Raw genomic sequence first — 13,303 nt, 5'->3', positions numbered from 1 at the left:
CACGCCGGCGGGCATGGCTTACGCCGGCTCGGCCTCGTTGTCGGCGATCTGGAACTTGCGCATCTTCTCCCACAGCACCTTGCGGCTGATGCCGAGGCAGGCCGCCGTGTCCTGGCGGCGCCAGCCATTGGCGTCAAGCGCGGCGATGATACGGCGCCGCTCCTCGGCATCGCCGCGCCAGTCGGCGGCGCGCTCGTTGCCCTCGAAGGCACCCGGGCGCAGCGAGCGGAACAGCGGCCGGATGCGGCCCTCGTCCCAGGCGCGGCATTGCCGCAGCACGATGCCGACGCGCTCGGCCAGGTTGCGCAGCTCGCGCACATTGCCGTTGAAGTAGGCCGTGCCCACCGCCCCGCGCAGCCAGTCCGGCGCCGGCGGCAGCGCGTCATGCTCGGCACGCCCCATCATCTGGCGCAGGAAGGACTGCAGCAGCAGCACCTTGTCGCCGGGCCCCCGTTCTTCGAGGCTGGGCACGCGCAGCTCGATCACCGACAGGCGGAAATAGAGATCCGCGCGGAAGCGCCCCTGGCCCACCGCCTCGCGCAGGTCCTTGTTGGTCGCCGCCACCAGGCGGAAGTCCAGCCGCACCGGCAGCGTCGAGCCCAGCCGCGTCACTGCCTTTTCCTCCAGCACGCGCAGCAGCTTGACCTGCTGGAACATCGGCAGGTCGCCGATCTCGTCGAGGAACAGCGTGCCGCCGTTGGCCTGCTCGAAATAGCCCTGGTGCGCATACATGGCGCCGGTGAAGGCGCCCTTGGCATGGCCGAAGAACTGCGACTCGAACAGGCCGTCGGGAATGGCGCCGCAGTTGACCGCCACGAACGGCCCCTTGCCATAGCTGCGGTTGCGCTCGTGGAACAGGCGCGCGATGCGCTCCTTGCCGGCCCCGGTATCGCCGTACAGCATCACATTGCTGGGGAAGTCGGCGAAGGTATCGACCTGCTCGAGCAGCTGGCGCATCGCCGGCGACTCGGCCACCAGGTCGGCCACCTCGGTCTCCGGCTCGCTCGCCGCCAGCAGTTGCGGCAGCAGCTTGCCGATCTGGCCGCGCAGGTCCGCGCCGGAGAAGTCGGCCGACAGGATGTGCGCATACTCGGGCGGGAAGCGCCCCGGGTCGCCCTCACGCCCGGGCGCGGCCACCCACACCACCGGCATGCCATGCGCTGCCTCCCAGTCCAGCGCGGTGAACTTGGCATTGCCGATCACCGACACGCTGATCACCGCGATAGCAGGCTTCAGCCGCGGCTCGGCCGGCGGCGCCTCCAGCGCCCCCGCGCGGATCACCTCCACGCCCAGCGGCGCCAGGAAGCGCGTGATGCGATCGGCGATCTCCTGCTTGCCTTCCCATACGTAGACTTCGAGATTCTCGTAGGCCCAGCGATCTGTTTTCATAAGCGACCCGCCATCCATGCTGTCGTTAGGCGCAACGTTGATGCCATGTTCAGTAAACCAAATCGGAGTTCTTGCAGCTGATGTCGTTCAGCCAGACGTCGGCGGTGCCGAGTTGAAGACCGAGACCGTTCAGCAGCGGGGTGAGCAGGCCGTCGAGGGGAGCGGCCAGGGGCTGCAGCAGGGGGGCCAACGCGATCGGAAGGCCTAGTATTGGAATCTTCGCTACCGATAGTGTTACGGTGGGCACGATGTTCCCCACCACATCGGTGAGAAGGCCAGCGATCACTTGCGATGTCCCAACGTGTGCCGTACCACCAGGCGCCAGGGTCACTAGCGTTTGATTGGCGGAACCAATCTTGCTAGGCGTGCCCGTTGCCGTGATCGTAACTTGCACGAGGCCACCAAGCACCGGCGCATCGACCAGGGTTGCCTGCGTGCCGCAGCCCGGCGTGCCATCCCCCTTCCCAAGACAGGCGGTCACAATACTTGTACTTACGCCCAATGTCGCGCGTCGACTGCTCAAGTCGGAAGTGCATTGCAAGCCTTGCAGCGATGCTTGAGCCGCAGCGACTTCGACATACAGTGGCACGTTGATAGTGACGCTTACCAACTGGTTCACAAGGGCCACAAGAAGACCCAGCGGTCCCAGATCGACGTTGGTGCTGCCCTGCACATTCAACGTAACTCCAACCTGTGCCGTATGCGCCGTCGTCGCCCAAGTCGGCGGAGCCCCGCTCAGTTGCAGCACCGGCCCCGCCGCCATCACAGGCGGCTGCGTCACGTAAAGCTGCGCCTGCACGCTCGCCACATTGGTCGGCAGCTTCAGACCCAACGTCGGCACCGACACCGCCGATCCGCCATTGGCCACCTGCGCCGCCAGTGTCAGCAGGCTGGACACGCTCAAGCCCACATTCGCCGCCGCCGACTGCGCCGGCGCGAGCACGCCGAGGTTCAGCAGCTGCGCCAGGCTGACCGTCGCCTGCGCCGCGTTGACACCGACCACCGGCACGCCGCCGAGCAGGGTACTGAGCAGGCTGCTCTGCCCGGCCGCCCCCAACACCAGCGCATAGAAATCGCTGATCGACAGCGAGGTGTTCAGCAGTTGCTGGATCGATCCCACCTTCGCCTGCAACTGCAGCTGCGCCAGCGAGACCTTGGCATTGACCAGCCCGTTCCAGTCCGCCACCGACAATTGCACCGTGCGTCCCAGCAGCAGCGACAACAGGCTGTTCGCCGTGCCGACATCGAGCAGGCCGCTTCCGATGGAGAACGAGGCGGTCGGCGGACTGCCGATCGCGACCGCCTGCGCGCGCAGCTGGCGCGAAGAGGAGCCCGGGATCACGAACAGCACCGGCACCGTCTGCGTGGCGGTGACGCGCACGGCGTTGGCCGTGGTGGCGCTGGTGTTGTAGCTCGCATTGAAATGGGACGCATCGCCCGCCACGCTATAGCTCGGATCCCACACCCCCAGGCAGACCTTCATGCCATCGGCCCCGCCCGCACCCGGCAAGCTGCAGTCGGTGCTGGCCGCCCCCGGATAACCGTTGCCACGCCCAATCGCCTGCGCCGAGGCGAGGGTGCTGGCCGTCTGCGCGGCCGTGGTCCCCGCCTGCTTCAACTGCTGCGCCGCGCTCAGCGCCGCCAGGTCGACCATGCTCTGCAGCTGGCGCTGGCGGTAGAAGACGTTGCCGAGGTCGATCGACACCAGCGCCGCCATGGCGATGGTGGCGATCAGCAGCACCGCCAGCACGCTGACGGCGCCGCGCTGCCCGGAACGCGGCCTGCGGATCATTGCGCCGTCGCCGGGAGCGTGCCGCTCGAATTGGCGGCCGAGCCGCGCAGGCCGCTCGACGAGGTCTGGCCGCTATAGAACTCGGGGATCTGGTAGCGGAAGCTCTGCATATAGCGCAGGTAGCCAAGCGCGGCCTGCTCGCCGCGCATGGGCAGCAGCGGGCCGGCTTCCGCGCCGCTGCGCTGGACCTCGAGCACGTAGCGCGTGTTCTCACCGATGGGGCGCAGCGCCGGGCGGCCGGTCAGTTCCGGCGGCGCGGCCTCGCCGCCGCCGGCGGGCGCCTGCGCCCAGGCCAGCGCGCCGGGCAGGCCCAGCGCCAGCAGCAGGGCGATGCGGATGCCGCGCGGGCGGCTGGCATGGCGTTGGTTGCGTGTCATCTCGCTCTCTTCCTGTTCGAATCTTGCTGTGGGGGACGCCGGCTCACTGGCCGCTGCCGCCCGGATCTGCCGGCGCGGCGGCACCGGCCGCCACCGCGGCGGGCGCCGGCTGCGCCAGCCGCGCCAGCGCCGAGGCGCCCGGCCAGACCACGGCCGCGCGCTCGCGCGTACTGCTTGCCCGCGCGATGCGTTCGGCCTCGCGCCGGATGGCGCTGCGCGATGCTTCCGGCAGCGCGGCCTTCTGCATCAGCGCGGTCGCCTGGCCTCGCTTGCCGTCCGCGATCAGCCACACCGCGGCATTGCCCACCACCTTCGGGTTGCTGCCGTCCAGCTGCAGCGCCTGCATCACCGGCACGCGCGCTTCCTGCAGCGCGCCGGTGCGCATCAGCGCGTAGCCGAGGTCGCTGGCGATGCGCGGATTGGTCGGGTCCGCCGCACTGGCCTGGCGCAGTTCCTGCACGGCCTTGCCGAAGTCGCCCTGGCGCCCGGCGATCAGGCCCAGGCCATGGTGGGCGCGCGCGGCCCCGCCCTGCCTGGCGAGCGCCTGGTAGGCCTCGGTGGCGGCCGCGTCCTGCCCGGTCTCGCGCAGGGCCTCGGCGCGCAGCGCCAGGATCTCCGGGCCTGCGCCGAAGCGCTGCTGGAAAGCATCGATATGCGCGAGCGAGGCGAAGTAGAGGTCCTGCTGCTGCATCTTCTCGATCAGCGCGAGATAAAGCGCCTTGTCGTTGTACTCGGCGCGCGCTTCCTTGTTCTGCGCCTTGATCAGCTCGGACTGCGCCTGTGCCTGCTGCTCCAGCATGGCCGCCGAGTTGCTGTTGGCGAGGGCGGAGCAGCCCGCCAGCGCCACCGGCAACAGGCCGGTCCACCAGCGCCGCTGCATACCCTGGATCCAGGTTTTCATCATCATGTTCCGCCCACCTTCGACATCATCCGTATCACGCCCAGGAAGCCGGGCCCGGCGGTCAGGATCAGCAGCACCGGCAGCAGCGTGACCACCATCACCGCGGTCATCTTCACCGTCAGCCGGCCGATCTTGTCCTTCAGGTTGGCCTTGCGCGTCTCCTGCAATCTCAGCCCGAACAAGCGCAGCGGTTCCTGCACCGCGCCGCCGAAGCGGTCGACCTGGCTGAGCAGCATGATCAGGTTGCGCAGGTCCTCGCTGTCGAACAGCCGGCCGATGCGCTGCAGGGTCTGCTCGCGCGAGCGGCCCGAGGCGAACTGCTGGTTGGCGCGGTTCAGTTCGGGCCCGAGCACGTGCAGCATGCTGCCGAACTCGCTGACGATCACCTGCAGGCTCTGGTCGATCGACAGCCCCACGCCTTGCAGCAGGCGCAGGATGTCGACCAGCACAGGCAGCTCTTCTTCGAGCTGGACCAGGCGCTGCGCGGCGCGCCGCCGCAAGGCGGCCTTGCTGCCCAGATAGAGTGCGGCAAACGCCGCGAAGGCCCAGACCACGGCTGACAGTCCATCCTGCGGCAGGCGCCAGAGGAAAGCCAGCACCGCGGCCACGGTCGGCAGCAGCAGGCGCAGCGCGCCGAACACCGCGCGCGCGCGCACGCCATAGAAGCCGCACTGTTCGAGCAGCGCCTGTTCCTCCGCGGTCACCACGGCGCGGCCCAGCGGTGATTCCAGCCAGCGCTGGTTGAAGCGTTCGAGCAGCCGGTTGCCGACTCGCGCGCCCAGCTTGGCGCTCAGCGCGGCGCCGTCCTTGCGTCCGGCATCGGCCTGGACGCCCGGGGCCGATGCCGACGCCGATGCTGCCGATGCTGCTGCGCCATGGGCTTCCGCCCGCTGGCGCGCCAGCGCCGAATCGAGCGTGCGCGCTGCGCCCCGTTGCAAGCGCCAGCGCTTCAGCAATGGCAGCGCCAGCGCAAGCACTCCGCAGGCCGCGATGACCAGGCTCAGCACGATCAGCGTGTTGGCATCCATGTGCGCTCCTAGATCGCCTTGGCGAGGCGGTACAGAATGACCGCGCCGGCCACTTCCAGCCCCGCGGCCGACAGCAGCATCGCCTTGCCGGCCGAGTCATGCCACATCATCAGGATGTAGCCGGCATTCAGCGTGAACAGCCCGCCGGCCACCACCAGCGGCAGCAGTCCGAGAATCCAGGCCGACAAGCGTGTCTCCGACGACAGTGCGCGCAGCTCGCGCTGCGCCGACTCGCGATCCCGCATGAACGCCGCGGTACGCTCCATCACGATGTCGGCGCGGCCGCCGTAGCGCACCGACAGGCGCAGCACCGAGGCCACCATCACCAGCTCGTCGAGCCGGTAGATGCGGCCGATCAGCTGCACCGCCTGCTCGAGTTCCTTGCCCGCGCGCTGCAGGTGCACCGCCTGTACCAGGCATTGGCGCAGCGGCGCCTCGGTGTTCAGGATGGCGTTCTGGAAGGCCGCCGGCACGCTGCTGCCGATGCTCATCAAGCGCACCACGCCATCCAGGAAACCGGGCAGCTGCATCAGCAGCTTCATGCGGATGCGCTGCACGCGGTTCCAGACCAGGAAGGCCGCCACGGCCACGCAGACCACCGCGGCCGCCACGCCGGCCAGCAGGCCGCCCGTGGCCATCGCCGCCACGATGGCCAGCAAGCCCGGCCCGCCCCACAACAGGTAGGTACGGCGCGTCGGCGCCAGGTCGGCACGCCGCAGCAACTCCTTCCAGTGATGGCTCAGCTTGCGGTTGCCGGCCTGCACGTCGAGTTCCACCACGCTCGCGTAGCGCGCGCGCACCTGCTCGGTCTGCGCCTGCAGGTGGGCGCTGGCCTGTTCGTGCCGCGCGCGGCCACGGCTGCCGGCCAGCAGCAGCAGGCCCAGGCCCAGCAGCAGCAGGGCCAGCGCGGCGATGAACAGGGCCGGGCTAGACATCGAAGCGGTCGTCCATCAGGAAGTTGGCCGGGCGCATGCGCGCCAGCTTGGGCGAATGCGGCAGGATGCCCAGCGACACCCAGCGCTCGTTCTCGGTGCCGTCCGGCCCGGGCGTGACCTCGTGGCGGTACAGCTCCTGCGTCGAGATGATGTTGTCGCCCAGGCCGGTCACCTCGGTGATCGACAGGATGCGCCGCTTGCCGTTGGACAGGCGGCCGATCTGCACGATGAAGTCGATGGCGTTGGCGATCTGCCGGCGCAGGCTGACCTCGCTGCCCTGGAAGCCGGCGAAGCCGGCCAGCATCTCCAGGCGGTACAGGCACTCGCGCGGGCTGCTGGCGTGGATGGTGCCCATCGAGCCATCGTGGCCGGTGCTCATGGCCTGCAGCATCTCCAGCACTTCGCCGCCGCGCACTTCGCCCACGATGATGCGGTCGGGACGCATGCGCAGGCTGTTGCGCAGCAGGTCGCGGATGGACACCACGCCGGTACCCTCGAAGCCGCCGGGGCGGCTCTCCAGCCGCACCACGTGCGGATGGTTGAGCGCCAGCTCGGCCGTGTCTTCGATGGTGATGACGCGCTCCGTGAGCGGCACGAAGGTGGCCAGCGCATTGAGCAGCGAGGTCTTGCCGGAACTGGTGCCGCCGCTGACCAGGATATTGCAGCGGGCCTTGACCGCGGCCTCCAGCAGCTCGCAGATCTCGGGGCTCATGCTGCCGAGCTGCTGCAGGTCGGCCGGCGTCAGCGGATCCTTGCGGAACTTGCGGATCGAGACCACCGGCCCCTCCAGGGCCAGCGGCGGGATCACCACGTTGATGCGGCCGCCGTCGGGCAGGCGCGCGTCGACCATCGGGTTCGACTCGTCCAGCCGGCGCCCGATCGGCGCCAGGATGCGGCGCACGATGCGCAGCAGGTGGCCCGCGTCGGCGAAGCGCACCGGGATGCGTTCGAGCACGCCGTGGCGCGACACATAGACATCCATGTGGCCGTTGATCAGGATGTCTTCCACCGCGGGATCGTTGAGCAGGTCCTCGATCGGGCCGAAGCCGGCCAGCTCCTTGGTCAAGGCCTCGGCGATCTGGCGCAGCTCGGATTCGTTGATGGGGATGCGGCGCAGCCGCGTGAAGCCCTCCAGCTCCAGGTCGACGAAGCGCTGGATGGCCGTGCGCGACCAGCGGCCGAACTCGGCGCCCAGCTCCTCGATGCGCGTCAGCAGGTGTTCGTGCGCCGCCTCCTTGATGTTGTGGAACTCCTGGGAGACGGGAAAGGGCGCTGCGGCGTTATCCGAGAATTCGATCGGTTGCGTCATTTCAGTTTCCGGTTCTTGCCACGCGCACCGCACGCAGCGCGTCTGGCAGCCTGTCCTTCAGTTTGTGCAACAGGCTGGCCTGGGACGCGCGCGGAGCGCGGAATCCGAGCTGCTCCGTCAAGCCGCCGAGAGCCAGCATGTAGGGATCCCCCGGCTTGTCATCCGCCAGCAGCGCGCCACGGTTCATCGCCAGCACCAGGGCCTCGCGCCGGTCGGGCAGTTCGACAGCGCCGGACATGCCGACCCGCTGCGCGATCTCCCCGGCCTCCAGCCCCAGGCGTGCATCGAAGCGCGATACCACCAGCTCTATGTCTTCGCGCTCTACGTCGCGTTTCTTCAGTTCCTGCACCAGCTCGGCGGCGGACACGATGGCGCCGACGCTCTGTTCGGTGACCATCATCACCGTGTCGGCCGCCTTGACGATCTGCGCCATGAAGTCGGCGTTGCTGAAGCCGCCGAGATCGATCACCTGCAGATCGAAGAAGCCGCGCAGGCGCTCCAGCAGCGCCAGCGCCTCCGAATAGGAGATGTCGCGCAGCTCGGCCAGCGTGGTCGGCAGCGGCAGCACCGAGACGCCGTTGGCATGGCGCGCCAGCGCCGTCTGCACGAAGACCTGGTCGAAGCGGCGCAGGTTGCGCACGGCCTCGACGAAGTGGAAGCCTGGGCTGATGTTCATGTAGAGCGCGCCATCGCGCGCCGGCAGCCCGAGATCCAGCAGCAGCACCTCCGCTCCGGAGCCGCGCCGCACGGCGGTGGCCAGGTTGACCGCCAGCGTGGAGGTGCCCACGCCGGCGCGCGCGCCCAGCACGGCCAGCACCTTGCCGCGCCGGGACGGCTCCGCGACCAGCGCCGGTACCTGCACCTGCAGCCGCGCGGCCAGCAGGCGCCGGATCACCTCCATCGCCTCCTGCGCCGGCGCGCCGATATCGACGAAATCCCTCATGCCGGCGCGCAGCGCGGCCAGCGGCGCCGCAGGCTCCGCGGCATTGCCCACGGCCACCAGCGGCACGGTGGGAAACAGGCGGCCGAGCTGCGCGGCCAGGCGTGCCGAGTCCGCAGCCTGCGCCGGCGAGAAATCGAGGAACACCAGCGCCGGATTCGCCGTCGTGATCTTGTCGACGAAGGACTCCTGCGCGCCGTCGTCCAGCAGCAGCGTGCCGGCACCGTGCAGCACGCCGCCCAGCCATTGCGCCAGCCCGCCCTGCGGGGAGTTCAACAGGAAATAGTCCATCTACCGTTACCGCTGTCTTCTCTGTGGTGCCGCCATTCCGTCATTCCGCACGTGTCCCCCGCCTGCTACTTCGAAAAGCCCGGCAGCGTCGGATCGGCATACTCGCCGAGCATGTACCAGCCCCAGACATTGGGATCGGCGCTGGTACGGCCATCGTTGCCCACCGCTGCCGCCGCCGCCGAGCCCTTGGCCAGCGGCTTGACCAGGCGCGGTGAGACCATGATCACCAGCTCGCGCTCGTCCTGGGTGTAGTTCAGGTTCTTGAAGAAGGCGCCGATGATGGGCAGGTCGCCGAGCACGGGCACCTTGCTGACACTGCTCACGGTGTTGCGGTTGACCAGGCCGCCGATGACGAAGCTTTCGCCGTCGCCCAGTTCGATGGTGGTATCGGCGCGGCGCGTGATGATGGCCGGCACCGAAGCGCCGTTGATCGACACGCTGCGCGTGAAGTCGAGATCGCTCGCCTCCGGCGCAACCTTGAGCGCGATGCGGTTCGCGGCCAGCACCGTCGGCGTCACGGTCAGGCCGATGCCGAAGGGCTTGAACTGGATGGTGGTGGTGCCGAGCGCCTGCGGCACCGGGATCGGGATCTCGCCGCCGGCCAGGAAGCTCGCGCTCTGGCCCGACAGCGCCACCAGGCTGGGCTCGGCCAGCACGCGCGCCAGGCCGTTGCTTTCCAGCACGCTGATATTGGCGAAGATGCCGTGCGAGACCGAGGCCGCCACCAGGTTGAAGGCGTTGCCGATCGGCAGGCCGCTGTCCACGCTGGCGGAACCGCTGCCGGAGCTGCTGGAGCCCGAACTGAAGGAACCCGCCGTGAACTTGTTCAGCGAAGACGGCGAGAAGGTGCCGAAGGAGAAGCCGCCATTGGCGCGGAAGAAGTTCAGCCCGACCTCCTTGAGCACCGACTTGCTGACCTCGACCACCTTGACGTCGACCTGCACGGTGGCGCTCAGGGGCACCACGGAGCGGTCAACGACGACGCCGCCGCCCTTGCCATCCTTGCCTTCCCTGCCGCCCTGCGTGGCGCGTGCCGCGGCCTGCGCGCGCGCAGCCACGAGCGCGTCCGGCGACTGCCCATCGATCGAGACGCCCGCCGCCGACGACGTGACCGACGGGGCGTCGGCATCGGGCGCCACCGCGGCCACCTCGACGGCGTAGCGCACCGGCGCGCCGCCGCGCGGCCAGATCATCAGGTCCGTCACGCCGGGACTGCGTGCCACCACCAGCACGCTGGCGGGGCCCGTGCCGTTCTTCAGCAGCAAGGCATCGGCCACCGGCGGATTGCCCACCGCCACGCGCTCGAGCGGCTGGCCCAGGCGCACTTCCTGCTGCGCGCCGGCCAGCAGCTTGATGGCGCGCGCGGGCAGGCGGGCTTCCTGCACGGTGGCGGCCAGCACGGGCCAGGCGCAGGCCGCCGCGGCGGCGGCGGCGATGGCGATAGAGACGGCGGCGCAGGCGGCGCCGACCGATCCGGTGTCCCGTCGTGTCTTGGGCTGGAGCATCTGTATCCCGCGCTGGGCGGCGTAACGTGAATCGTGTGGTGCGTGGATGGCGTGGCGGCCCGCGTATGTCATGGCAAGGCCGCCTTCATTCGATATCGCGCTTGCCGGCGCGGATCACCTCCACGCCCGACGGCGCGGCGGCGGAACGCGGCGGGCGCGGCACGGCGGCCGGCAGCGGGCGCGCGGCCGCATGCGGTGCGGAAGCGCCGACCAGCCCGCTCAGCGCAAGCCCGGCGGCGGCGCGGTCCGCAGGCGCGAGGCCGTCCTCGCCGGCCTTGCCCTTCGCCTTCAGCACCGGCGGCGGCTCGGCGAACAGGCCCGCATCGGGCGTGGTCTCGTCCTTCGGATTGCGCAGCGCCAGCAGCAGGCGCCCGGCCTGCTGCCCGATCGCCAGCTTGTTGACCTGCTCCACCGGCACCGCCAGCACGGCGGTCTTGGCGCCTTCCTGGCGCACCATCATCTGTTCCTGCGGCTGGGCCGTCTGCGTCACCGTGCTGGCGCCATAGGCCAGCACGCGCAGGCGCGACAGCAGCAGGCGCGCCTGGCTGCCGTCCACCTCCTGGTTGTCGCGCCGCAGCACCAGGAAGACATCGACGAAATCGCCCGGCTGGACCTGGTTGCCGACGCCGACCATCTCGTCCACGTTGATCGCCACCGCGCGCTCACCCTGCAGCACCTGCGCGGCCAGGCCGCGCAGCAGATGGGAAGCGAGCACGGGCACGTTCGCGCCCAGCGCGACCAGCGGCACCTTGCCGGCCACCTTGCCGACCTCGGCGTAGGAGTCCGCCGGCTCGATCGGCAACATCTCCACCTTGAGGGCGTCGGCCGGCACCGGCTTGCCGGCCTCGATCGCCTTGGCGGTCACCACCACCGGATGCCGTGCCGCCACCGCCTGCACCGGCGCCGCAGGCTCATGCGGCTTGCGTCCCACCTGCCAGGCCATCAGCGCGAGCAACGCGGCAAGCGCGAGCAGCACGATGGCCATGATCTTGATCTGTTTGCTGGTCATGCTGGAATCCGGTTCGGGGAGCAGGTTCGTGGCGGCAGGCCAGGCGCCGCCGCGGCAGGTGTCTTCGTCATGTGTCCGGCCATCATGTGTCTGGCGACAGTTGCACCACGGCCGTTCCGGTCAGCGCGGCCGGCACCGGCATCAGCGGAATGGTGGGCAGGATGCTGCTGGTCGGCAGGTTCAGCGTAACGTTGACGCAGACCGCGCCGGCCGGCGCCGTGCAGTTGGCGGCCTGGGCCACGTTGCTGCTCGACAGCAGCGAAGCCAGCGAGGTGGGCAGCGCGGCGACCGCGGTGGCCGAGGCGGCGCTGACCCGCAGCGCCTGCGTGGCTGCCGCCGTGTTGGCGCTGGCCCCGCTGGGGTAGCGCAGCGCGGCACGCGCGCCCTCTTCGGCCGCCAGCGTCAGCACCTGCTGCAAGGCCATCACCACGCCGTAGTAGACGATGCCGACGATGATGGTCAGCATCAATGGCAGGATGAGGGCGAATTCCAGCGCCGCCACGCCCGAGGTGCGTGCGCGCGTGATTGACGATCCCCGCAAAGGCATACGCTATCCGGTTGATGAGTCTTGCCGCGCCGAACCGGCGGCGCCGATCCTGCTGCAGATATCGGCCTGGATCGTTCAGGCTTTACCGCGTTCCGTGGTGTGTCGCTTCATCGTGCCGCGTCATCGCGCATCAGGCGCCGCGCGGTGCCGCGCCTTGCTGCAGCGCGCACCTCGCGGCATGTGCTGCAGCACGCGCTACTGCGCGCGCAGCAGCCACGCGAGCAGTCCCATGGCGAGATAGGCCGCGTAGGGAATGCCGCGCCGGGCGTCGAACGGTTGAGGAAGGCGGACCTGATGCTGCGCGTTGCCGTGCGTGCGGCTGCGCCATTGCGAAGCGCGCGCAACCACCAGCGCGACCCGGTCGGATCGCGCCAGCAGCGCATGCACCAGCGCAAGCAGGCTGCCCACGATCCAGACGGCAGGCAGGCCGGCGGCACCGCTGAACAGACCCGCCACCGCAAGGAACTTCACATCACCCGCGCCCATGCGCCCGAGGGCGTAGACCGGCAAGGTGACGACGAAGCCCAGCCCCATCCCCAGCAGGCGCGATGACAGCGCCGGCTGCGACGAAGGGCCGAACACCAGCGCCATGCAGGCGGCGGCAAGCGCCGCGGCCAGCACGGTGTTGGGAACTCTACGGTGTAAGAAGTCGGTCCAGACGATTGCCGCGCAGAACAGCACGGCAACGAACAGCATCAGGGCGACAGTGGCGTGGCCTCAGCCTGCGCTGGTGGCGCCTGATGCCCAGGCCGAAACCTTGCCGGCCAGTCCGTTGAAGAATGTCGTGAGGTTGGTGCCGAGGCCGCTGACTGCGGTGGCGATCGCGATCGCGATCAGACCGGCGATCAGACCATACTCGATGGCCGTTGCGCCGCGCTCGTCCCGAAGGAAACGCTGAATGGAATTTTTCATGAGGTCACACTCCCAAAAATAAGCACTGCATCATCCAGCGTCCGCTTATCTGTTCGCTGTCGCCTGGCTCTTATGGCCAGGCTGTCACAGCGAGCGATACCACTGGTGCCATCTTTATATGTCACGCCGCCTGCCTTATACACCCCCTAGTCGAGGGGGCGGGGAACAGCTTAGAAGAGGACACCTAGGAGGACACCCGTTTGAAATCAGAGTTTGAATGATGTGCGAACGGATCCCTGCCACAGTACCGGCCCGCGAAGACCGGCACTGCATGCATGGGAGGGAAGAAAAGGATGCGCCGCCGCGGGGTAAAGACGTCAACGCACCATGAAGTCGTCGGGGTCTACCGCATTCGGGTGATGCGGTAG

At 69.2% G+C, this 13,303-nt stretch carries 13 protein-coding genes; all 13 read right to left on the bottom strand.

Features of this window, described 5'->3' with window-relative positions; genetic code table 11:
• Positions 1-18 precede the first annotated feature (18 nt).
• A complete protein-coding gene (locus tag BKK79_RS26275; RefSeq protein ID WP_071039241.1) occupies positions 19-1,389 on the bottom strand; it encodes a sigma 54-interacting transcriptional regulator in 1,371 nt (456 codons plus the stop codon).
• Positions 1,390-1,438: 49 nt separating this feature from the next.
• Complete coding sequence (locus BKK79_RS26270) at positions 1,439-3,181, bottom strand: TadG family pilus assembly protein (RefSeq protein ID WP_071039240.1); 1,743 nt, start codon at positions 3,179-3,181, stop codon at positions 1,439-1,441.
• Complete coding sequence (locus tag BKK79_RS26265; RefSeq protein WP_071017350.1) at positions 3,178-3,558, bottom strand: DUF3613 domain-containing protein; 381 nt, start codon at positions 3,556-3,558, stop codon at positions 3,178-3,180. The genes BKK79_RS26270 and BKK79_RS26265 overlap by 4 nt, the downstream gene beginning before the upstream one ends.
• 43 nt (positions 3,559-3,601) lie before the next feature.
• Positions 3,602-4,459 (bottom strand): tetratricopeptide repeat protein, encoded by an 858-nt coding sequence (locus tag BKK79_RS26260; protein WP_197524061.1) that lies wholly within the window; start codon positions 4,457-4,459, stop codon positions 3,602-3,604.
• Positions 4,460-4,461: 2 nt separating this feature from the next.
• Entirely contained in the window at positions 4,462-5,487 is a 1,026-nt protein-coding gene (locus BKK79_RS26255; RefSeq protein ID WP_071017354.1) for a type II secretion system F family protein, read from the bottom strand.
• Between the two features lie 8 nt (positions 5,488-5,495).
• Positions 5,496-6,422: a type II secretion system F family protein gene (locus tag BKK79_RS26250; RefSeq protein ID WP_071017356.1), complete on the bottom strand. Its 927-nt coding sequence runs from the start codon at positions 6,420-6,422 to the stop codon at positions 5,496-5,498.
• Positions 6,415-7,731, bottom strand: a complete 1,317-nt coding sequence (locus tag BKK79_RS26245) for a CpaF family protein (RefSeq protein ID WP_071017358.1) — start codon at positions 7,729-7,731, stop codon at positions 6,415-6,417. The genes BKK79_RS26250 and BKK79_RS26245 overlap by 8 nt, the downstream gene beginning before the upstream one ends.
• Position 7,732: 1 nt before the next feature.
• Entirely contained in the window at positions 7,733-8,962 is a 1,230-nt protein-coding gene (locus tag BKK79_RS26240) for a pilus assembly protein (protein ID WP_071017360.1), read from the bottom strand.
• A 65-nt stretch (positions 8,963-9,027) separates the two neighbouring features.
• Complete coding sequence (locus tag BKK79_RS26235; protein WP_084085184.1) at positions 9,028-10,467, bottom strand: pilus assembly protein N-terminal domain-containing protein; 1,440 nt, start codon at positions 10,465-10,467, stop codon at positions 9,028-9,030.
• Between the two features lie 85 nt (positions 10,468-10,552).
• Positions 10,553-11,476 carry a Flp pilus assembly protein CpaB gene (gene cpaB, locus BKK79_RS26230; protein ID WP_071039239.1) on the bottom strand — a complete coding sequence of 308 codons (924 nt, stop codon included), beginning with the start codon at positions 11,474-11,476 and terminating at the stop codon, positions 10,553-10,555.
• A gap of 82 nt (positions 11,477-11,558) precedes the next feature.
• Positions 11,559-12,023, bottom strand: a complete 465-nt coding sequence (locus tag BKK79_RS26225; RefSeq protein WP_071039238.1) for a TadE/TadG family type IV pilus assembly protein — start codon at positions 12,021-12,023, stop codon at positions 11,559-11,561.
• Positions 12,024-12,218: 195 nt separating this feature from the next.
• Positions 12,219-12,719 carry an A24 family peptidase gene (locus tag BKK79_RS26220; protein ID WP_071017364.1) on the bottom strand — a complete coding sequence of 167 codons (501 nt, stop codon included), beginning with the start codon at positions 12,717-12,719 and terminating at the stop codon, positions 12,219-12,221.
• Between the two features lie 21 nt (positions 12,720-12,740).
• Entirely contained in the window at positions 12,741-12,935 is a 195-nt protein-coding gene (locus BKK79_RS26215; RefSeq protein ID WP_071017366.1) for a Flp family type IVb pilin, read from the bottom strand.
• Positions 12,936-13,303 lie beyond the last annotated feature (368 nt).

Source organism: Cupriavidus sp. USMAA2-4 (assembly GCF_001854305.1).
Taxonomy (GTDB): Bacteria; Pseudomonadota; Gammaproteobacteria; order Burkholderiales; family Burkholderiaceae; genus Cupriavidus; species Cupriavidus malaysiensis.
This window is presented reverse-complemented; position numbering and strand designations above follow the sequence as displayed.

Coding starts and splice junctions, on each gene's coding strand:
- BKK79_RS26260 (WP_197524061.1), bottom strand. CDS start 4,459: ATGAAAACCTGGATCCAGGGTATGCAGCGGCGCTGGTGGACCGGCCTG.
- BKK79_RS26220 (WP_071017364.1), bottom strand. CDS start 12,719: ATGCTGTTCGTTGCCGTGCTGTTCTGCGCGGCAATCGTCTGGACCGAC.
- cpaB (WP_071039239.1), bottom strand. CDS start 11,476: ATGACCAGCAAACAGATCAAGATCATGGCCATCGTGCTGCTCGCGCTT.
- BKK79_RS26245 (WP_071017358.1), bottom strand. CDS start 7,731: ATGACGCAACCGATCGAATTCTCGGATAACGCCGCAGCGCCCTTTCCC.
- BKK79_RS26215 (WP_071017366.1), bottom strand. CDS start 12,935: ATGAAAAATTCCATTCAGCGTTTCCTTCGGGACGAGCGCGGCGCAACG.
- BKK79_RS26240 (WP_071017360.1), bottom strand. CDS start 8,962: ATGGACTATTTCCTGTTGAACTCCCCGCAGGGCGGGCTGGCGCAATGG.
- BKK79_RS26225 (WP_071039238.1), bottom strand. CDS start 12,023: ATGCCTTTGCGGGGATCGTCAATCACGCGCGCACGCACCTCGGGCGTG.
- BKK79_RS26265 (WP_071017350.1), bottom strand. CDS start 3,558: ATGACACGCAACCAACGCCATGCCAGCCGCCCGCGCGGCATCCGCATC.
- BKK79_RS26250 (WP_071017356.1), bottom strand. CDS start 6,422: ATGTCTAGCCCGGCCCTGTTCATCGCCGCGCTGGCCCTGCTGCTGCTG.
- BKK79_RS26275 (WP_071039241.1), bottom strand. CDS start 1,389: ATGAAAACAGATCGCTGGGCCTACGAGAATCTCGAAGTCTACGTATGG.
- BKK79_RS26235 (WP_084085184.1), bottom strand. CDS start 10,467: ATGCTCCAGCCCAAGACACGACGGGACACCGGATCGGTCGGCGCCGCC.
- BKK79_RS26270 (WP_071039240.1), bottom strand. CDS start 3,181: ATGATCCGCAGGCCGCGTTCCGGGCAGCGCGGCGCCGTCAGCGTGCTG.
- BKK79_RS26255 (WP_071017354.1), bottom strand. CDS start 5,487: ATGGATGCCAACACGCTGATCGTGCTGAGCCTGGTCATCGCGGCCTGC.